Source organism: Vibrio sp. 1-2 (7-a) (assembly GCF_013048515.1).
GTDB lineage: Bacteria > Pseudomonadota > Gammaproteobacteria > Enterobacterales > Vibrionaceae > Vibrio > Vibrio diabolicus.
This window is the reverse complement of sequence record NZ_VHSQ01000001.1, coordinates 422,335-442,354: the sequence shown is the minus strand read 5'-3', so window position 1 is coordinate 442,354 and position 20,020 is coordinate 422,335. Positions and strand designations below refer to the sequence as shown.

The following is a 20,020-nucleotide window of genomic DNA, read 5'->3' as shown; positions in this document are numbered from 1 at the left end:
GGACTGAGTATAATATTTCAGAGTGTGAAAAAAATTGACTTGGATCAGTTCTCACGACCTAAATACCACCAAAGTGGTGCCCCATCACACTAAAACGACATAACTCACTGATAAACAAATAAATTAATCTTCACTTTTTATTGAACAAAAAAGAAGCAAATAGACAAATAAATAAAAGAAACTACAACAACCTGTAAAAAAGTTTCATTTTTAGCCAACAAAATTACATGTAGGCCCAATTCCTTGTGCTACTGAGAGTATATCGAACCGAATACATCTCTCTACAAACCACCTTAGTTTTTATCAAAAGTGTGCGAATGTTAACGTTTATGTAAAACAGCACGCTTTGACAGCAACTTTATACGCAACAATTCTTTTCCAGATTAGATACAGTTTATTAAAGAATTAGTTTTTCTCACTAAAACAGTAGGAAATGCGTTAGTTTTTTTCATTTCTTCCAACCCAACTTTTGCCTTACATTACGCCCAAATTACCCCTTCTCCTTTTCACTAATGTGAACTTTAATGAGTACGCAACATGCAAACTTTTGAACTTGCTATCTTCTTGCAGTTTTTTCTTGGTTTGGTCGCCGCAGTAAACCCTGTTGGTATCATGCCTGTGTTTGTGTCACTAACCGGACATATGACACCAGACGAAAAGCGCAATACGGCAACCACAGCGAACGTGGCTGTTGCGATCATCCTGATCATTTCGCTCTTTGCTGGCCAGTTACTATTAGATATGTTCAGCATTTCTCTGGATTCGTTTCGTGTTGCAGGTGGGCTACTGCTGCTTAGCATCGCGTTCTCGATGATGAGCGGTAAACTGGGGGAAGATAAACAAAACAAACAGGAAAAATCAGAATACGTGAGTCGCGAGCAGATCGGTGTTGTTCCTCTTGCGATGCCGCTAATGGCAGGACCAGGCGCAATCAGTTCGACTATTGTTTACGGTGCACGCTACCCAAGCATGTTTGATACGGTAGGCATCAGCATTACAATTGGCTTGTTCTGTCTATGCTCGTGGCTGTTGTTCCGCTCTGCCCCACTGATCGTGCGATTTTTGGGCCAAACTGGTATCAACGTCATTACCCGTATCATGGGTTTGATATTAGGCGCATTGGGTATTGAGTTTATCGCCAATGGTTTACGCAACTTATTTCCAGGATTAGCCTGAGTTTCTATAAAATTGTATGATAGAGCGATTCAACAATGGATCGCTTTGTCATGACGACTGACTCTCTCAAACATACTCTTTATGTCACCATTTTTGGTACTCATACCAAAGCTGGTCGAACCTTCGATATTGCACTCATTATCGCGATTATCAGTTCTCTAATCGTACTGGTCTTAGACTCAATACCATCCGTGCGCGCCGAGTGGGCAAAAGAGCTGAAATACTTGGAGTACTCTTTTACCGGTTTATTCACTATTGAGTATTTTCTCCGACTTTACTGCTCTCCAAAACCAGCGGCCTATGCGAAAAGCTTTTATGGCGTCGTTGATTTACTCGCGATTTTACCTACTTACTTAGCACTGTTTTTCCCTTCTGCCTCCTTTATGGGCGTAATAAGAGCACTGCGAGTAATGCGAATATTCCGCATACTCAAGTTGGTCCGCTATCTTCAAGAGTCCAACATCCTCTTACGTTCTCTACTGATGGCGCGCAGAAAGATTTTTATCTTCTTTAGCTCTGTCGCCATTATGGTCACGATCTTTGGGTCGCTGATTTTCGTCATTGAGGGGCCTGAAAACGGATTTACTAGCATTCCGAAAAGTATTTATTGGGCTATTGTGACCATCACAACGGTTGGATATGGTGACTTGGTACCTCAAACAGATCTCGGAAAAGGGCTTGCCTCACTCACCATGTTGTTGGGTTATTCAATTTTGGCGGTCCCTACTGGTATTTTCACAGCAGAGCTTCACCAAGAAATGCAATCGCACAAAGTATTAGTGAAGTGTCCGAACTGTTCTCACGCCGGGCACGACTCTGATGCGACTTACTGTAAACACTGTGGTAGTGAACTGGCCGATCCTGACAAACGCGTTGTTCGTGGAGAAGACGAAGCATAAAAAAGAGCTCCCTAGGGAGCTCTTTTATTTTGTCATCAAACAAAGGTTGATGTGATTATGCTTTCTCAGAAAGAATAATGCGTAACGTACGACGCAATGGTTCTGCTGCGCCCCAAAGTAGTTGATCACCAACAGTGAAAGCATTTAGGAAGTCATCACCCATTGCCATCTTACGTAGACGACCTACTGGTACGGACATAGTGCCTGTTACTTTTGCAGGTGTAAGTTCTTGCGCAGTAATGTCACGATCGTTAGGAATCACTTTAACCCAGTCATTATGAGTGGCGATGATTTCTTCGATTTCATCCATTGGGACATTTTGCTTAAGCTTGATAGTGAGTGCTTGAGAGTGACAGCGCATCGCACCAATACGGACACAAGTACCATCGATTGGCACAGGCGAGCTTTGTGAGCCCAAAATTTTGTTTGCCTCTGCGCCCGCTTTCCACTCTTCTTTACTCTGACCGTTATCACGTTTCACATCGATCCACGGAATAAGCGAGCCAGCTAGTGGTACACCGAATTTATCGGTAGGGAAAGAACCGCTGCGCATTGTGTCTGCAACTTTTTTATCAATATCTAGGATAGAGCTTGATGGGTTTGCAAGTTCGGAACTTACAGAGTCATTGATAACGCCCATTTGCGAGATCAGTTCACGCATGTTTTGCGCGCCAGCACCAGAAGCGGCTTGGTATGTCATTGCGCTTGTCCACTCAACAAGGCCTTTTTCGAATAAGCCACCTAGACCCATTAGCATTAAACTAACCGTACAGTTACCACCAACAAATGTGTTCGTGCCACCGTGGATGCCTTGTTGGATTTGCTTTAAGTTCACAGGATCAAGCGTGATGATGGAATCTTCCGCCATACGTAACGTAGATGCTGCGTCAATCCAGTAGCCTTTCCAACCGGCTTGTCGAAGTGCTGAGTAAACTTTTTCTGTGTAGCTACCACCTTGACATGTAATTACCGCATCAAGCTGTTTTAAGCTTTCAATATCATACGCGTCTTGCAGTAAGCCTGCGTCTTTTCCTAAGTTAGGAGCAGGAATACCAACTTGAGAAGTACTGTAGAATACTGGTTCGATTAGGTCGAAGTCTTTCTCTTCAACCATACGCTGCATAAGGACTGAACCAACCATACCGCGCCAACCAACTAAACCAACTCTCATCGTATTAACTCTCCATGTATTAAAAAACCTACCCCATAGTTAATTTTTCGCATCAAAATCTCAACCCTTATTTTGTAAATAAGCCTATTTTTTAACCTTTTCCTATGAAAATTCGTGTTAAACGAGATTTTTTAGTGTTTGGTTTGCGATTTCGGCCATTTTTCAAGTAGGGAAAGCCCTGTTACTCCAAATTGGTCTTACCACTCAGTGACAAAATAACACATGAAGCACAATAATTTCACATTACACAACATTTAAAACCAAAAAAGTTAAAACAAACTAACAGTTAATTTCACAAGCAAACGTTTTTGCCGACGAACATCAAGATAAAACACCAAATATTCGAAATATAATTTTTGTTAATGTATGTTATGCGCGATTACAACAAGGAGCGCCTTCCTCTATTGCTCCAAGATTGACAGAGGCACATATGAAGCAAGTTACACCACGCCTACCAAGCTTGATACAGGTATTTATCTCGCTCGGTTTATTTCTACTGCTGGCATTTTCGTTCACTGCCAAGCTAGACCTACCGATCCAGCTAGCGCTGTACATCGGTTGGTTCATTATCATGATATTAGGCATTAAGCTTGGTCATCAGTACAAAGATCTGGAAAAAGCTGCACTAAATGGCATTTCCAATGGACTTGGAGCCGTCTTAATTCTTCTTGCCGTTGGCGCGCTTGTTGGTACGTGGATCTCTGGTGGTATTGTTCCAACCATCATTTACTACGGCCTTAAAGCAATTCACCCTTCTATCTTTTTGCTCGCAACCATGATCATCTGTTCATTGACTGCGCTAGCGACTGGCACCTCTTGGGGCGCTGCAGGTACTGCTGGTATTGCGATGATGGGTATTGGCCAAGGCCTTGGCGTTCCTGCACCAATTACAGCTGGTGCGGTGCTTTCAGGTTGTTACTTTGGTGACAAAATGTCGCCTCTATCGGATTCCGTCATCCTTGCTTCATCTATGTCTAACGTTGAAGTAATGGAACATATTAAAGGCATGCTGCCGATCGCACTCATTAGCTACATTATTACAGGCATTATGTTTACTGCATTTGGTTTCCACTACGCAGGTCAAGTTGACATGAGCCAGGTAGACTCTGTAATTAAAGCGATGGAGCAGCAATTCTACATCACGCCTTACTCATTTGTTCCTGTGATCATCGTATTGTCACTTCTAGCAATGCGTATGCCTTCATTCCCAGTGATCAGTTTTGGTTCTCTGCTCGGTATTATTTGGGCAGTAATGATTCAAGATGTGGACTTCCTAACCGCGTTCAACACCGCTTGGGCTCCGTTTGCGATTTCTTCAGGCGTAGATTTCATTGACTCAATTCTTAACCGTGGCGGCATGTCTTCAATGCTTGGCTCGGTAGCAGTTATCGTATTCGGCCTTGGTTTTGGTGGTCTACTAGATAAAGTGGGGGTGTTAGAAACTATCGCTAAGCTGTTTGAAAAACGCGTTCAAAGTGCAGGTTCACTGGCAACAAGTACAATCGGTACAGCCTTTATGGGGAACGTATTTGGTTCAGCGATGTACGTTTCACTTATCCTGACACCAAAAATCTGTGCGAAGAACTACGATCGCCTAGGCTACAAACGTAAGAACTTGTCTCGTAACGCAGAGTTCGGCGGCACATTAACCTCAGGTATGGTTCCATGGAGTGACAATGGTATCTACATGGCAAGTATTCTGGGTGTTGCGACACTATCTTATGCACCGTTCATGTGGCTAAGCTTTGTATGTATCATCGTGACTATCATCAGCTCCTACATGGGTTGGTTTGTTGATAAATGCGAACCAACGGCGGAAGCAGTTGAACAAGCAGAAGGCGAACTGAAGCAGCAAACCGCTTAAGTTCGCATAGGTAGGAAGAATCTCTCTTTCCGAGTGAAAGACAAAGAAAAAGAGCGCGTGAGCGCTCTTTTTTATATCTCAACCAAACGTTAACTTTGTTTGGCTTGCGTTTTCACTGCTGCACGCTTACCAAACCAATAGCCCAAGCCAAGTGGTGCAAAGAATATAACGGCAATGAACAAGATGAAGTAGATAATGGTACTTTTAACGAGATCAATCAGCTTGGTCATCGCTAAACTGACCACTTCCTGCGAGACTCGGTCCATATCTTGAGCAAACTTCTCACGCTCATGGGTAATGATCTGCGCGATTTCTTGGCGCTCTCTGGCTACCATCAGCTCTAAAGCTTGGCGCTCCTCACCCAATTGAGATAAACGCGCTTGCGTTTTTTGGTCAATATCGTCAACCAAAGGTTGTAACTCTACCGCCATTTGCTCTGCCAAATAGCGCATGTACTCTGGATTGTTATCAATAAAGTCCTTCATCGAATCAGCCGTAACTTGTAAGCTATTTAGCGCAGCATTAACTTTTTCGATGCTGGCAGAGCTATTTAATGCTAATAACTGCGCCTTCCAAGTCATAATTTTGGGGGTCTGTTCTGATACAAGGCTTAGACGATCCGAGACATCCCCTAATGCTTCTGGCATTGTACCTAGCGTAGTCACTGCCTCTTCCTCGCTAATTTGATTCGCATCTAACCACCCACGGTAAGCTGGCGTCCTGATCATACTTAAGTCCGCGAATGGATGTTGCTTAACGAACTCTGCAACAAACGCTTGTGTCTTGATGTACGCTTCTTGTTTCAACAGAGATTGAGCCAGTTTATCCACCTCTTTCGCTAAGTGAGCAGAAACTAACTTTGCCTCATCTGTCGCAAATAGTTCATTACCAGGGCCAGTCGTAAAGAATTGATCCATCTGTAGCGTAAAAGTCCAAGTATCAATAAGTGCTGCCATTGGCGAGACTTGGTATGCTGCTGCTTGAAGACCTTCTTCAGCATTTATCTTCCAAAGCAAAATATAAGATTGATGGACTTTATCATGCGGCTCATATTGATCGTGCAATGCATCAGCAGCTTGCTCTACCTGAGCAAAAAACTGTTGCGCATACTCACGAGCCAGGAGACGCATATTAAGCTCTTGTTTGGTAAGAGGGACGGTTTGACTCTCGATTTTCACTTCTAACAGGGAGCACCCTGAAAGCATCACAACCAACCCTATCAACATCATTGAAGACAATCGACGAACGGACATGAAAGTACCTTTAACAAATTGTATGGAACAGGAATAAAGCGAACTAAGTCATATAGTTCGGGCCTTTAATACCCCAACTCTGATGATTGTAAGTCAGAGCAATATCAATCTGTTAGCGCTTCTTGTATCTTTTCACTATTGAGAACGTGGTTAGCGAAAAGTATGGTTTGCTTTAGGACATCATCTAAACGTGTCAGTTTCTCTTCCGGCACTTTTTGCCCTTGTTTAATCAACAGTTCAATATCACCCGAAATGCAGTGCAATGGCATTGCCCCTAAACTTCCCGAGACCCCTTTAAGACTATGAGCCGCTCTTTGCGCTTGCTCTTTATCCTCTTCTAATAGCCGATGCATTTTTGAACCATCGCCAGAGTGATCCTGAATAAAGACTTCAAGTAACATTCGCACCGCGCTTTCATCTCCCGATAGCGAGTCCAGCATCTTATTGATATCTATATACGGCTCACGTTCCACGACTTCCACTTGCGATATGTTCGGCTCATTAGGGCTCTGTTCGTTAACTTGGCTGCTTTGAGAGATTTCGGACTGAGCAGAAAAAACAACATAAGACCCACCAACTTGCTCAGACTCTTTATCCTCTGCTCTTGATGGTATTAGCGGCTGAACGGTTCTTTGGGAGAAAAGCCCCCATGAAATAAGAGAAAGAAATAAACCACTGATTACTGACAACCAAGTAACAAAGGTCATCAACTTTTGTTCCAACTGGTCATTTATCGAAGTTAACTGGTTCGGGAAATCAGGATTAAGCAGTTGATTAACTAGATAGCTGCCTTGCGCCTTGGCAGATAGCGCGCTTGAAGTCTGGGCTAGTTGACGCTGAAAAGCACTTCGCTCTTGAGGAGAAAGCGTGTCCGACTCGATAAAGAGTCGGTCTAAATCACGATAAGTATCGCTATTCGTTGCTGAGTCACTAAAAATAGACTCCAAAACAAGTGCGCCTAAGCGATAGTACATTGATTGAATTTGCTCAGAGTTTTCATCTCGGGCGCGGCTTGTTCGCAACTGCTCGGCTAATGAGACTAGCTCACTGTCACTTCCTACAAAGGCTCGAGCACTTTCTAAAAATCGATCGGTCGCATAAAGCAATTGAGTAATATCTGGTGTGATTTTTCCTTCAGAAAACTCACTTTCAAGCTGTAAACGAACTGCATAGGCTAACTGAAGTTTTAGTGAAACTTGGTCGACGTGCTTAACACGATAAGGCAGATCAAAGTTAAAAAAGTGTCTGACTTCTTCGACTTTGCTTCCTAGCTCATTCACTGTTGAAATGGTTTGAATCGTTTGTTTGGCTTGCAACCAAATCCCTAGCGCTAAAACACACCATAACACGAACCAGAACCAAACAAACCGCCCCATTCCTTCTTTTAGCTTCAGCAACACTCGCCCCTCGCGTATCTCCATTAATTACAAGCATATACTATGGATGTTTCTTATTCACATAAAAAAGAGAGCCATTGGCTCTCTTAATTTGACGATACGGTTTTAGTTGCGACTCAACTGATCTTTTAGATTTGGTGGCGTACCTTTAATCGTTAAGGTATCCGTCTCTGGGTCATAAAAAATACGCTCGCCAAGCAATAGGCTATCAAAGCTAATATTCAAGCCACCGCCAGCACCAACAAATTTAGTCAGTTTGCGAACCGTCGCACGGTCACCAGGGAAAGATTCTTCAAGCTCGTACCCTTGCTCTTTGGTAAAATCCATAAAGCTTGTGCCATCTTGGCTTGGAGGAAGCTCTCCAGAAAGCTCTGAGATTTGAACCTCATCACCAGATTTAATTTGCTCATTACAGTAGTCGTAAACTTGCTTTTTATACTCGTTCACTTCTTGCTTTTCTAGCTTCGAATCAGCACAAAAATCATCCACCGCCTGCATTAACACTAAGTTTTGTTGTTTAGTATCTAAGCCGATGTCCGCTTGCAGGAAATCTAGGAAGAAATCCGCTACTTTACGGCCGACGCGTCCCTTGATGTATTGCAAGTAACGATTAGATTCCTTGTCAGTGTCGTAGCTCGACAAGTCAATTCGTGCCGCAATATCCATTTTGGTGATATCTAGGTAATCCGTCGCACTGATGTCCAAACCTTCGGTCACTTTTAAACTTTGGTTCATTGGTAAGATACCGATGAACAAGTAGTCCGTTGCTAAACTCTGATACTCAGCGAAAACCAAAATACCTTCATCCGCAAATGGGTACTTAATCAACTCTTCTTTCAAGCGATTTGCACTAATTTGTGAGAAGTCGTAAAAATCTCGCTCTCCTTTGCGCATTTCTTGAAGCCAAAATTGAAATTCGCTGTCTGACTGGAAAGAGCCAAAACCTTTACCAGCTTTAGAATGGAATACTCGGTGAAGCTCAGCGACTAAGTTTTCAGTAGATGCATCGTTCTCTAATGATGCTGGACGAAAGTTTACAACTAGCTCGTCCTGATCGTTTTTGCACAGTTGATGCAGAATAACGTTTGAAAGATGAAGGCTCATAGTGATTTTATCTTGCTACAAGGTTTTAGTTGATGGGCATTGTAGGTTATCATAAGCCGCTTTTACTATCATTATTAGAGTCTTTATGCCGATTACATCTAAATATACTGACGAGCAAGTAGAGAAAATTCTTGCTGAAGTAGCAACAGTTCTTGAAAAACACGCTGCTTCTCCTGAGTTGACGCTAATGATTGCCGGAAATATCGCAACCAATGTCTTAAATCAACGTGTTGCTGCTTCACAACGTAAAGCGATTGCTGAAAAATTTGCTCAGGCGCTGATGTCTTCTTTAGAAACACCAAAAACACACTAATAACGGACAATAGAACACATACATGGTAGACAGCGGAAACTCATACGGCGAACGTGTATCTCGACTGGTTGGTTGGGGTCACTGGTTTGCATTCTTCAATATCGTTGCATCGATGTTGATAGGCACACGCTACATTGTTCAGTCTCCTTGGCCCGAGACGTTACTTGGTCAGTTTTATCTGGCGGTTTCTTGGGTTGGTCACTTTGGCTTTCTAGTTTTCGCGCTTTACTTGCTCGTTCTATTCCCGTTAACGTTTATCCTGCCATCGCGGAAATTGTTCCGTTTGGTGGCAGTGATTTTCGCGACCGTTGGGCAAACCATATTATTGATTGATACCCAAGCGTATCAGTCGATCAATTTGCACTTAACTCCTGTCGTTTGGGAGTTACTATTCAGCGAAGATAAAAGTGCACTCAGCACTGATCTACAACATCTGTTTGTTGTAATGCCGCTGATCTTCCTTATTCAGCTCGCTCTATCCGAATGGGTATGGCGAAAACAGCGCAAACTATCTCATAAGCACGTAGGACGTCCTCTAGCAGCTGTATTTTTCCTCAGCTTTATGACCAGCCATTTGGTTTATATTTGGGCAGATGCATACTTCTACAATCCAATTACCAGTCAGCGTTCAAACTTCCCATTGTCTTATCCGATGACGGCGAAGAGTTTTATGGAAAAACATGGTCTACTTGACCGTGAGGAATACCTAAAACGCTTAGCGGAAAATGAAGGCAACGTAGAGTTAGTCAATTACCCTCTGGAAAAGCTAGAGTTTAACCGTCGAGTCAATAAGCTCAACGTGTTGATGATCAGCGTAAACAACCTGCGTGCAGACGCGCTGAATCCAGAAGAGATGCCTAACCTCTATGAGTTTGCCGAAAACAATCAGAACTTCCGTAATCATTACAGTTCAAGTAATGATACTTACGGGGCTTTTGGTTTGTTCTACGGCTTACCAACCAGTTACGCCTCAAGCATCAAGGCGCAAGGTGCTTCGCCAGTGTTACTCGATGTACTGAAAGATCAGGGTTACAACTTCGGCCTATTCAGTGGCAGCGGGTTTGAAGATGATCTCTACTCAGAGATTATTTTCCGCGACTTAAAACTAGCGGAAGACCTCGATGGCACACAAGCTCATACCGATAAGCAATCTATCGCGAACTGGAATACATGGTTAACAGAGAAAGCGAGTCAACCATGGTTTAGTTACATCGAAGTCACCACCGTTGATAATTTTGAATCGATCCCTTCAAATAATGACGAAGAAATGTCCGCAAGTGATCGCTTCAAAAAAGCTTATGAATATGCGGTGAAATCAGCGGATAAAACCGTCGCTAGCATTATTGATGAGCTTGAAAAAAATGGACTATTGACAAACACCATCGTGATTATCACTTCTAATCACGGTAGTGAGTTTAACGAAACCAATACGAACAGCTGGGGCGCAAACAGCAACTACAGCCGTTATCAGTTACAAGTTCCTATGGTAATCCAATGGCCAGGAATGTTGGCTGGTGAATTTAATCACAGCACAAGCCACTTGGACCTTTCGGTCACGTTGTTGCAGGATATGCTCGGCGTATCTTCCAACCCATATGATTACAGTAGTGGTCGTAACCTATTTGACGAAAGTCGTCGCCGTTGGATCCTAGCGGGTGACACTCGTGAGCTTGCCTTAATTACTAGCTCACAAACCACAGTGATCGATAAGTTTGGCAACTACAAGTTGTATGACAAAAATTACAAACGACTTCGAGATGATGCACCGAAGTTGCCAGTTTTGATGCAAGGTTTAACTGAGTTACAGCGTTTTTATTCTAAAAACGATTAATACCTAGCAATCCATATACTATTCAAACTCCCCTTTTTGGGGAGTTTGTGTTTATTTAAACAACACAAACCACAAATTTGCGCAGTAAACATCCAATCAGTTCAACTAGGGGTTTACAACATTTTCAAAGCCTTATATTATGCGCCTCAACAACGGAGAGATGGCTGAGTGGTTGAAAGCACCGGTCTTGAAAACCGGCATACGTTAATAGCGTATCTAGGGTTCAAATCCCTATCTCTCCGCCACATTTAGAAAAAGCCCGCTAAGAAATTAGCGGGCTTTTTCGTATATCCAGATTTGAAAAGATTTGTACAAATCCCTCCTTGAATACAAGCTAAGCAATCGCCACATTCAGAAAGAACCCACTAGAAAATTAGCGCCCTTTTCGTTCCAGTGTCCCGTTCTGAATCAGGTTGATACTCACGTCTAGTTGTATTTACTTACCAACAAAAACTTCTTTAGCGGCATTAATGAGCTGCAAATGGATTGGGACGAGGTCTCCATGATTCGTTCGATATCCACCTCCGACGACAGCTGCGACAGGGATACCTCGCGATTTCATTGTTTGCATTAAAAATCTATCACGCTCTAAAATCCCTTGCGTCGACACATCAAAATATCCAAGCTCATCGTCTTGATGTATATCAACACCAGCATCGTAGATAACTAAATCAGGGCGATGAAGATTAAGTGCCATATCGACCACTTCTTTAAACGCCATTAAAAAATCCTCATCACCTGTTCCTCGCACCAAAGGCACATCTAGATCAGACTGAGGCTTCCTAGCCGGGAAGTTTTTGTCACAGTGGAAAGAAAGCGTGATGATATCTGGCTCATCGTGACACAAAGTTGCTGTTCCATCCCCATGGTGAACATCACTATCAATGATCAATACTTTATCGACATGCTCGACTTCGAGCGCTTGCCTGGCCGCGATCACTAAGTCATTAAATAAACAAAAACCACTGCCAAACTCTTTGTGTGCGTGGTGATACCCGCCACTCAAATGAATGGCCACACCATACTCAAGTGCTTTATTTGCGGTCAAAGCCGTGCCCGCCGCTGAAGTTAGCGTTCTGGTAATGAGAGACTCACTCCAAGGAAAACCTATTCGGCGCATTTTCGCAGCTGGCATGTTTCCATTCACTAGCAAGTCGACGTATTCCTGGTCATGAACACGTTTTACTTCCTCAACAGTTAATGCTTCTGGCTGGAAAAACTGCACGTGTTCTTTCCAGTTATCTTTCTCCATATGTACCAATACCGATTCATAGAGGTACTGGTACTTCATAATTGGGTAACGATGCCCCTCTGGCAACTCAAGTTGAGAATAAATCGGGTGGTAGATAAATGGCAGCATGAGAAATTCTTAATAACAATGGTAACGAAATAGTATCAACTTCAAGGGTTGAATAAAATGCAATTTAATTGATAATGATTTTCAATATCAATTAAATTTAATATACATATGAATTCTACTTTCTTTGCTATTCTCGGCGCACTGTTTGGCTCTCTTTGTGCTCTGTCCCTATTTTCATCTTTCGTTGTTGGTGCGTGGTGGCTGGTTGATTTCATTGCGCTTAGCTAACACAATGACTTTCAACTGAAATCAAAAAAATATAGGTGTTTGTATGAGTCAAACCGTCTTTATTACCGGAGCAAATCGCGGCATTGGCCTTAGCTTAACTGAGCTGTACCTGAAGCAAGGCCATCAAGTACACGCTACTAGCCGTTCCTTAGAGAACAGTTCAGAACTACAAACTCTAGCCTCACATTACAGCAATCTAGTTTTGCACGAACTGGATGTCACTCACTACGAACAAGTCGCTAAGCTTGCCGATAAACTCCCGGCCATCGACTTACTCATTAACAATGCAGGATATTATGGCCCCAGGGGATATGGCTTTGGAAACACTGACGTAGAAGAATGGCGTAAAGTCTTCGAAGTGAACACCATTGCACCGTTAAAACTGGTTGAGCACTGTTACCCACGTTTACAACAAGGCAAGATGAAAAAGATTGCTTGTATCTCATCAAAAGTGGGGAGCATGACCGAAAATACGTCCGGTGGCGGTTATATTTATCGTTCATCGAAAGCGGCGCTAAACTCGGTTGTTAAAAGCTTGAGTAATGATTTAACACCTGAAGGATTTACCGTTTTAGCGCTTCATCCTGGTTGGGTAAAAACGGCAATGGGCGGGCCAAATGCATTGATCGATACGCAAACCTCCGCGCAGGGCCTAGCGAACGTGATAGAGCTGAGTACACCGCAACTTTCAGGTCGATTTATTAACTACGATGGTACTGAGCTACCTTGGTAGCGGCGTTAAGAAACAACCATCAATAAACCAAATAACACCTAAGCTAGGCTTCATAATCGTGACTTGGTTGGCAAACATAATGTTCATCGGCGATCTACCAGCATAATTCGCGCAATCTAACTTGAATTTATCTATATCCAATCCAGACTTATGAAAAAGTAGAACAATTAAGGAGAAGGCACGATGGCAGCAGATAGGGATTTGGTTAATTTTAGCGAAGAGCATGAGCTAAACTACTGCTTGAGAAGTGCTGGTAAACGCCAAACTCAAGCGAATCGAGATACATTAGTTGACTTGGGCAACCAGGTGAAAGAGGTTCTGGACAAACGCGTGTTAACTCAAGGTGAAGTAAGAGGCGCGATCCAAAACCACGGTGACCTATTCGAGTAATCTATTTTCAAGCATGCGCGGTGTTTAATTACGCCGCGCTTGTCCTATGCCCGCTTACCTTTGGCTGCACCAGATTTAGTTGCGCCACCACTCTTTGAATAACTACGCTTTTTACGTTTAAACGCAGGACGTTCCACTTTGGGTAGATGACGCAATGAATCAGGGATCGGCCCTGCTTTTACTTGTGCCATCAAGCCATCAATGCGTTGCTCTAGTGCTTGCATAAACGGCTGATATGCCTGATTTCTCTCTGCCATACCTTGTAACTGGTGCTCCCAATGAGCCGTCATATCTGGGTACGTTGAATCCTGTGGCAAGGCATGAATGAGACCTCTTCCCGCAGGAGAGCTGAGAATTGATTTACCTTGACGCGTGAGCAGTTGGCGTTTGAACAGCGTGTCCAAAATACCAGCGCGAGTCGCTTCCGTACCTAGCCCATCAGTATCACGAAGGATTTTTTTCAGTTCTTTATCCGCAACGTAACGGGCGATCCCGGTCATCGCTTGCAACAGCGATGCTTCGGTAAAGTGCTTTGGTGGCTCGGTTTTTCGGTCTTTTATTTCCCCTTCACGACAAGTTAACACGGTGCCTTCTGGTAACGGTGGTACGGCATCAATACCTTCATCTTCCTTGTCAGTTTTGCCCATTAGCGCTTTCCAACCCGGCGAAACTAACTGACGACCTTTCGCGATAAACGTACCACCAGCGATATCGAAAACTAATTTCGCTTCTGCGTAAACCGCCGCCGGATAAAACTGCATGAGATACTGGCGCGCAATCAATTGATACACTTTCATCTCATTGCCCGAAAGCGCATTCACATTAGCTTGTTTTGGTGTAGGGATAATCGCATGGTGCGCATCCACTTTTTTATCGTTCCAGGCTTTGGACTTTAATGTTAAGTCTGCTCCCTGAACGGCACCTTGCAGCTCTTTTGCGTTATTCGCAATAGCTGTTGTCACCGTCCCTGCTTGTGAGTAGTGTTCCATCGGTAAATAGCGACAATCTGAACGTGGATAAGTGATCAGCTTGTGCTTTTCATACAATGCCTGACAAGTATCTAGCACTTGTTGCGCACTCATGCCATAGCGCTTTGCTGCATCGATCTGTAAAGCAGATAATGAATAAGGTAGTGGTGCGGATTGCTTGGTTTGCTTCTGTTCCGACTCCGTCACTTTCGCGGGTTGATTTGCAATGCGGTTTGCAACGTTTTCCACTAACTTACGGTTTAACACTCGCCCTTCTTCATCCTGCCAAGGCTTGCATGCCTCACTTGGCTTCCAACGAGCACGAATATCAAAAGTACCATTGGCATCTTGATATGGGATCAGAGCATGTAGGGTAAAATAGTCCTTCGGTACAAAGTTTTCGATTTCCTCATCACGACGCACCACTAAGCCAAGAACTGGCGTTTGCACTCGCCCTACCGAGAGAACACCTTGATACCCTGCTTTTTGACCAAGCAAGGTATAAGCACGAGACATGTTCATGCCATACAACCAATCAGCCCGAGAGCGAGCCAATGCAGAAACTGAAAGTGGGATAAACTCGCGATTACTGCGCATAGAACTGAGTGCACGTTTAACCGCAGGTAAGTTCAAGTCGGAAATCAGCAAACGCTGTGTGGATTCCTTCTTGGTTTTAGATAACTTGCAATAGTCGAGAACTTCATCAACTAACAGCTGACCCTCTCGGTCTGGGTCTCCTGCATGAATGACTTCGTTAGCTTCTTTGAGCAATTTACGAATCACTGTTAATTGCTTACTTGCGCTTTTCCTCGGTCTGAGCTGCCATTGCTGCGGAACAATTGGTAAATCTGCCATATTCCACTTTTTATAACGCTCATCATAAGCGTCAGGTTCGACTTGTTCGAGCAAATGGCCGATACACCAAGTAACGATATCCCCGTTCCCACAGCGGATGAATCCTTGATCTTTCTTTTGAGGGTTTGGCAGTGCAGCGGCAATCGCACGGCCTAAGCTTGGTTTTTCAGCAATAAACAGACGAGACATAACGTTTTGGAAATAAATATAATTAGGGCCACATTAACGAATGTAGCCCTAATAAATCAAGAAAAACTGTATAAATAAACAGTCAAGTTTGTTTAAGTTTTCAGTTATAGAAATTCAACAAACTGAGAGAGGTCACGCTCAGGAACTTTCATCGGTGTGCAACCAGGCGTACCTAGGTACAAGAAACCAACAATCTCATCGTCGCCTTCTAAACCAAACGCTTGATGAACTTCTGGATGGAACATCCACTTACCTGAGCGCCAAAATCCTTGAAAGCCTTGCGCTACCGCTGCCATCTGCATGGATTGTACGGCACATCCCGCAGATAAGTGTTGCTCTAGTGCAGGCACTTTCTCATGTTCCGTAACTTTAGCAATCACCGTGATCACCATTGGCGCACGAAATGGCGCATTTTTCACCTTTTCGACCACCGCTTCATCACTATTTTCAGCTTCTGCCGCTTTTACCAAGATATCTGACAGTTTTTTCAAACCATCGCCCTGTGCGATAACGAAACGCCAAGGGGTTAATCCCGCATGGTCAGGCGCACGAAGGCCTGCACGAATGATGTTCTCAAGCGCTTTACCTTCTGGTGCAGGCGCAGATAACTTCGCGATAGATCGGCGATTGAGCAAAAGATCGAGAGCGTCCATGAAAGAATCCTTATCGAATATCGTTGTTATTTTGTTTACGCCACTTTAGCACAATCTGCTCCTGCGAATAACAACCGGTTTTCTGTGGGCTTGATAACGTGCTTCACTTAACATCAAACTGGATTTAATGTTAATTTATTCGCGAAATGAATAAGTTGAACATAGGCAGGTTGATGAACAAGGATAAACAAAACAGCATTTACGAAAAGATCGTTAATGACGAAGATGCCCGTGCCTGTAAGGCGATTCCTGAATCAGCTTGTCATCAAGTTCCCGGCAACTTTCTTAAAATCATTCTTGCTCAGTTTTTAACGAAGGTCGGCGATGCGTTAATCAACCCCAAAGTCACGTTGCCGTGGATACTACAAAGTCTCGGGGCACCGGTTTACTTAATTGGTTGGCTCGTTCCTATTCGTGAATCAGGTTCCCTTATCCCACAACTTAGCATCGCGCACTACATCCGACGCATTCCAGTAAGAAAATGGTTCTGGGTAATTGGCAGCATCTTGCAGGCTCTTTCCATATTTGCAATCGGAGTGGTCGCATTAACTCTGACAGGAGCTGCTGCGGGTTATGGTGTAATTGCATGTCTTGTGATCTTCAGCCTCTCACGCGGTTTAAATTCCGTCGCATCAAAAGATGTGTTGGGAAAAACCATCCCCAAAAACCAACGAGGTCAAGTCAACGGCTGGTCTTCAAGCGCTGCTGGCCTTGTTACGTTGCTTTTCGCTAGCCTTCTGGCACTAGCCTGGCTATGGGACGTAGAGCCGACGGAGCGCTTTTACAGTCTGAGTTTAGGGTTAGCGGGCGCCATATGGCTTATTGCGGCATTAGTTTATGCACGAATTAATGAGTATGCCGGTGAGGTAGACGGTGGTCGAAATGGCGTCCTTGAGGCATTTAAACAACTCGCGTTACTTAAAACAGACGTGACCTTTCGTCGATTCGTTATCACGCGGACACTATTTTTATGTTCTGCGCTGAGTGCACCGTACTACATTGTGCTGGCACAGCAATCTCTCGGTGGACAGCTCTGGGTGCTAGCTCTCTTTATGTTTGCGAGTGGCTTGGCCTCCTTTGTGTCAGGTCCTTTCTGGGGAAGAATGTCCGATCGCTCTAGCCGCAGTGTGATGGTCATCGGCGCAACGATGAGCGCGCTACTTGGCGTTGTTTTATTTGTTTACGATACGTGGGTCACCGCTAGCCAAAGCTTCCTATTCGTGATTCCTCTGCTCTACTTTTGTGTGTGCATTGCCCACGACGGAATACGAGTCGGACGAAAAACCTACTTAGTTGATATCGCGGAAGGTGACAAACGGACAAGCTATGTAGCCGTGAGTAACACGGTAGTTGGGATAATGCTGCTTCTAATGAGTTCTCTTGGTGTTATGTCGAACTTTTTGAGCCTTTCAGCTGTGGTGTTAGTGTTCTCTTTTATTACTCTTGCTGGCGTGGTAATGGCCAAACAACTGCCAGATATCAGTGACTAGTTCTATACAAAAAAGCTGCGCTCAAAGCGCAGCTTTCATAGTAAACACACATTGAAAGACTAAAGTTTTACCGCCAATTTAACACCTTGACGAATCGCACGCACAGCATCAAGTTCACCCGCATGGTCAGCTCCGCCAATGATATGAATCTTTTCTCCAAGTTCAGACCATTTATCTTCAAATGGACGTACAGACTCTTGCCCCGCACAAATGATAACTTTGTCTGCATTAAGTAACTGCGCGCTTCCGTCTACATGTATGTGCAAACCTTGATCATCAATTTTATCGTAAGACACGCCACCGACTAAATGTACGCCCCGTTTTTCAAGGGTACGTTTATGGATCCAACCTGTCGTTTTACCCGGACCTTTACCTACACGACCTTTACGACGCTGAAGCACCCAGACTTCTTTATCGCTGACCGCATCAGGGTAAGGGTATAAACCACCCGGTTGAGACATCTCTTTGTCGATTCCCCATTCATGCAACCAGTCATCCAACGTTTGTCCAACTGGCTCTGTGAGCATGGTCGCGACATCTACGCCAATACCACCAGCACCAACGATAGCCACTTTCTCACCGACTGGCGTTTTGTCTCGAATGAGAGTTTGATAGTCGACGACTTTCTCTGGGTTATCAATTCCATCAATATTGACTTTACGTGGCTCAACACCCGATGCCATCACTATCTCATCGTATTCTGTGAGTAAGTCATAGTTCGCTTCCGTCGATAAGTGCAGATTCACGCCTGTTTCATCAATACGGTTAGCGAAATATCGTATCGTCTCTCGAAACTCTTCCTTGCCAGGGATCTGCATCGCAAGACGGAACTGACCACCGATGCGGTCGTTCTTTTCGAACAAATCAACCTTATGGCCACGTTCAGCCAGTGTAGTCGCACAAGCCAAGCCCGCAGGGCCTGCACCAACAACTGCAATGTTTTTCTTCTTAAAGGCTGGTTCAACAACAATTTCGGTTTCATAGCACGCTAGAGGGTTCACTAAGCAACTGGCGCGCTTACCTTTAAACACGTTATCTAGACACGCCTGATTACAACCAATACACGTATTGATAAGCTGCGCTTTTTCCTGTTCGGCTTTAGCAACAAAGTAAGGATCAGCCAAGAATGGGCGCGCCATCGAAACCATATCGGCATGCCCAGAAGATAGAATACGTTCTGCTTCGTCTGGCGTATTTATTCGGTTACAAGTGATGATAGGAACCGAAACGTGAGGCTTAACTTTTTCCGTAACCCACGTAAACGCACCGCGTGGTACTTGAGTCGCAATGGTAGGAACTCGAGCCTCGTGCCAACCGATACCCGTATTGATAATCGTGACGCCAGCCTCTTCAAGCGCTTTCGCCAATTCGATAACGTCTTCAAATGTGCTGCCCTGCTCGACAAGATCCAGCATAGAGAGACGGAAAATGATGATGAACTTGTCGCCCACCGCCTTACGAACCGCTTTGACAATTTCTAGCGGAAAACGCATACGTTTTTTGTAACTGCCACCCCAATCGTCGTAACGCATGTTCGTGCGCTTACATAAGAATTGGTTTATCAGGTAACCTTCCGAGCCCATTAACTCGACGCCATCATAACCAGCAAGCTGGGCTAACTCAGCGCTGTTCGCAAAGGCATCAATGGTTTTCTTAATCTGGCGGTCGCTCATTTCACTCGGAGCAAACTTTGCAATTGGCGCTTTAATGCCAGACGCACTTTGCGAGAATGGATGCATGGCATAACGCCCAGCATGAAGAATTTGTAGGGCAATTTTGCCACCGTGCTTGTGCACCGCTTCTGTCACAACTTTGTGGGCCTTGGCATGCTTTGGCTTGCTGAACTCAGCACTCAATGGGTGCAAACGACCGCGTAAGTTCGGAGAAAAACCTCCGGTTACAATCAGTCCAACACCGCCTTTCGCGCGTTCTTCATAGAAAGCCGCGAGCTTCTGTAATCCTTCTTTGTGCTCTTCTAAGCCCGTGTGCATTGATCCCATCAGGACTCGGTTTCGTAATTGTGTAAAACCGAGATCCAGTGGCTTTAATAGGTTTGGGTACATGGCAGACATCACTTAACATCCATTGTTATTATCATGGTCTGACCAGATTAAGCCCGCTCAACCAAAAAATCAAACAAGCGTTT

General features: G+C 44.2%; 16 protein-coding genes and 1 tRNA gene. 9 read left to right on the top strand and 8 right to left on the bottom strand.

Features of this window, described 5'->3' with window-relative positions; all coding sequences use genetic code 11:
- The first annotated feature begins 537 nt into the window (after positions 1 to 537).
- Together FKN08_RS01980 and FKN08_RS01975 are read left to right on the top strand one after the other, a co-directional pair.
- Entirely contained in the window at positions 538 to 1,176 is a 639-nt protein-coding gene (locus FKN08_RS01980; RefSeq protein WP_005396528.1) for a YchE family NAAT transporter, read from the top strand.
- Positions 1,177 to 1,211: 35 nt separating this feature from the next.
- Entirely contained in the window at positions 1,212 to 2,075 is an 864-nt protein-coding gene (locus FKN08_RS01975) for an ion transporter (protein ID WP_170891179.1), read from the top strand.
- 55 nt (positions 2,076 to 2,130) lie between these two features.
- Here the strand turns inward: FKN08_RS01975 and asd are convergent, their stop codons facing one another.
- Complete coding sequence (gene asd / locus FKN08_RS01970) at positions 2,131 to 3,246, bottom strand: aspartate-semialdehyde dehydrogenase (RefSeq protein ID WP_170891177.1); 1,116 nt, start codon at positions 3,244 to 3,246, stop codon at positions 2,131 to 2,133.
- A gap of 430 nt (positions 3,247 to 3,676) precedes the next feature.
- Here asd and nhaC point away from each other — a divergent pair, with 430 nt between their 5' ends.
- Complete coding sequence (gene nhaC, locus FKN08_RS01965) at positions 3,677 to 5,110, top strand: Na+/H+ antiporter NhaC (RefSeq protein ID WP_005396525.1); 1,434 nt, start codon at positions 3,677 to 3,679, stop codon at positions 5,108 to 5,110.
- Positions 5,111 to 5,199: 89 nt separating this feature from the next.
- Here nhaC and FKN08_RS01960 read toward each other — a convergent pair whose 3' ends face one another.
- The 3 genes from FKN08_RS01960 to yejK form a co-directional block, all read right to left on the bottom strand.
- Complete coding sequence (locus FKN08_RS01960; protein ID WP_170891176.1) at positions 5,200 to 6,363, bottom strand: chemotaxis protein; 1,164 nt, start codon at positions 6,361 to 6,363, stop codon at positions 5,200 to 5,202.
- 104 nt (positions 6,364 to 6,467) lie between these two features.
- A complete protein-coding gene (locus FKN08_RS01955) occupies positions 6,468 to 7,784 on the bottom strand; it encodes an Hpt domain-containing protein (RefSeq protein WP_170891174.1) in 1,317 nt (438 codons plus the stop codon).
- A gap of 81 nt (positions 7,785 to 7,865) precedes the next feature.
- Positions 7,866 to 8,864, bottom strand: a complete 999-nt coding sequence (gene yejK, locus FKN08_RS01950) for a nucleoid-associated protein YejK (protein WP_005396521.1) — start codon at positions 8,862 to 8,864, stop codon at positions 7,866 to 7,868.
- Positions 8,865 to 8,949: 85 nt separating this feature from the next.
- On the opposite strand from yejK, the gene FKN08_RS01945 reads away from it, so the two are divergent.
- The 3 genes from FKN08_RS01945 (at position 8,950) to FKN08_RS01935 (ending at position 11,253) form a co-directional block, all read left to right on the top strand.
- Positions 8,950 to 9,177 (top strand): YejL family protein, encoded by a 228-nt coding sequence (locus FKN08_RS01945; RefSeq protein ID WP_005380722.1) that lies wholly within the window; start codon positions 8,950 to 8,952, stop codon positions 9,175 to 9,177.
- 22 nt (positions 9,178 to 9,199) lie between these two features.
- Positions 9,200 to 11,008, top strand: a complete 1,809-nt coding sequence (locus FKN08_RS01940; RefSeq protein WP_046874519.1) for a DUF3413 domain-containing protein — start codon at positions 9,200 to 9,202, stop codon at positions 11,006 to 11,008.
- 154 nt (positions 11,009 to 11,162) lie between these two features.
- Positions 11,163 to 11,253, top strand: a tRNA-Ser gene (locus tag FKN08_RS01935).
- A gap of 191 nt (positions 11,254 to 11,444) precedes the next feature.
- Here the strand turns inward: FKN08_RS01935 and FKN08_RS01930 are convergent.
- Positions 11,445 to 12,368 (bottom strand): histone deacetylase, encoded by a 924-nt coding sequence (locus FKN08_RS01930; RefSeq protein WP_170891172.1) that lies wholly within the window; start codon positions 12,366 to 12,368, stop codon positions 11,445 to 11,447.
- Positions 12,369 to 12,639: 271 nt separating this feature from the next.
- On the opposite strand from FKN08_RS01930, the gene FKN08_RS01925 reads away from it, so the two are divergent.
- Together FKN08_RS01925 and FKN08_RS01920 are read left to right on the top strand one after the other, a co-directional pair.
- Entirely contained in the window at positions 12,640 to 13,329 is a 690-nt protein-coding gene (locus FKN08_RS01925; RefSeq protein ID WP_145532801.1) for an SDR family oxidoreductase, read from the top strand.
- Between the two features lie 183 nt (positions 13,330 to 13,512).
- Entirely contained in the window at positions 13,513 to 13,719 is a 207-nt protein-coding gene (locus FKN08_RS01920; protein WP_005380717.1) for a hypothetical protein, read from the top strand.
- A 44-nt stretch (positions 13,720 to 13,763) separates the two neighbouring features.
- Here FKN08_RS01920 and FKN08_RS01915 read toward each other — a convergent pair whose 3' ends face one another.
- Both FKN08_RS01915 and FKN08_RS01910 read right to left on the bottom strand, forming a co-directional pair.
- Positions 13,764 to 15,731 (bottom strand): DNA topoisomerase III, encoded by a 1,968-nt coding sequence (locus FKN08_RS01915; RefSeq protein WP_074191645.1) that lies wholly within the window; start codon positions 15,729 to 15,731, stop codon positions 13,764 to 13,766.
- Between the two features lie 104 nt (positions 15,732 to 15,835).
- Entirely contained in the window at positions 15,836 to 16,384 is a 549-nt protein-coding gene (locus FKN08_RS01910) for an NAD(P)H nitroreductase (protein ID WP_005396515.1), read from the bottom strand.
- A 173-nt stretch (positions 16,385 to 16,557) separates the two neighbouring features.
- Between FKN08_RS01910 and FKN08_RS01905 the strand changes: the two genes are divergently transcribed.
- A complete protein-coding gene (locus FKN08_RS01905) occupies positions 16,558 to 17,874 on the top strand; it encodes an MFS transporter (protein ID WP_170891171.1) in 1,317 nt (438 codons plus the stop codon).
- Positions 17,875 to 17,933: 59 nt separating this feature from the next.
- Here the strand turns inward: FKN08_RS01905 and FKN08_RS01900 are convergent, their stop codons facing one another.
- Positions 17,934 to 19,946, bottom strand: coding sequence for an NADPH-dependent 2,4-dienoyl-CoA reductase (locus FKN08_RS01900; RefSeq protein WP_170891169.1), 2,013 nt, complete (start codon positions 19,944 to 19,946; stop codon positions 17,934 to 17,936).
- Between the last annotated feature and the right edge of the window lie 74 nt (positions 19,947 to 20,020).

Excerpts from the sequence above, each read along its gene's own strand:
- FKN08_RS01980 (WP_005396528.1), top strand. The coding sequence starts at position 538 with ATGCAAACTTTTGAACTTGCTATCTTCTTGCAGTTTTTTCTTGGTTTG.
- FKN08_RS01975 (WP_170891179.1), top strand. The coding sequence starts at position 1,212 with ATGGATCGCTTTGTCATGACGACTGACTCTCTCAAACATACTCTTTAT.
- asd (WP_170891177.1), bottom strand. The coding sequence starts at position 3,246 with ATGAGAGTTGGTTTAGTTGGTTGGCGCGGTATGGTTGGTTCAGTCCTT.
- nhaC (WP_005396525.1), top strand. The coding sequence starts at position 3,677 with ATGAAGCAAGTTACACCACGCCTACCAAGCTTGATACAGGTATTTATC.
- FKN08_RS01960 (WP_170891176.1), bottom strand. The coding sequence starts at position 6,363 with ATGTCCGTTCGTCGATTGTCTTCAATGATGTTGATAGGGTTGGTTGTG.
- FKN08_RS01955 (WP_170891174.1), bottom strand. The coding sequence starts at position 7,784 with ATGGAGATACGCGAGGGGCGAGTGTTGCTGAAGCTAAAAGAAGGAATG.
- yejK (WP_005396521.1), bottom strand. The coding sequence starts at position 8,864 with ATGAGCCTTCATCTTTCAAACGTTATTCTGCATCAACTGTGCAAAAAC.
- FKN08_RS01945 (WP_005380722.1), top strand. The coding sequence starts at position 8,950 with ATGCCGATTACATCTAAATATACTGACGAGCAAGTAGAGAAAATTCTT.
- FKN08_RS01940 (WP_046874519.1), top strand. The coding sequence starts at position 9,200 with ATGGTAGACAGCGGAAACTCATACGGCGAACGTGTATCTCGACTGGTT.
- FKN08_RS01930 (WP_170891172.1), bottom strand. The coding sequence starts at position 12,368 with ATGCTGCCATTTATCTACCACCCGATTTATTCTCAACTTGAGTTGCCA.
- FKN08_RS01925 (WP_145532801.1), top strand. The coding sequence starts at position 12,640 with ATGAGTCAAACCGTCTTTATTACCGGAGCAAATCGCGGCATTGGCCTT.
- FKN08_RS01920 (WP_005380717.1), top strand. The coding sequence starts at position 13,513 with ATGGCAGCAGATAGGGATTTGGTTAATTTTAGCGAAGAGCATGAGCTA.
- FKN08_RS01915 (WP_074191645.1), bottom strand. The coding sequence starts at position 15,731 with ATGTCTCGTCTGTTTATTGCTGAAAAACCAAGCTTAGGCCGTGCGATT.
- FKN08_RS01910 (WP_005396515.1), bottom strand. The coding sequence starts at position 16,384 with ATGGACGCTCTCGATCTTTTGCTCAATCGCCGATCTATCGCGAAGTTA.
- FKN08_RS01905 (WP_170891171.1), top strand. The coding sequence starts at position 16,558 with ATGAACAAGGATAAACAAAACAGCATTTACGAAAAGATCGTTAATGAC.
- FKN08_RS01900 (WP_170891169.1), bottom strand. The coding sequence starts at position 19,946 with ATGTCTGCCATGTACCCAAACCTATTAAAGCCACTGGATCTCGGTTTT.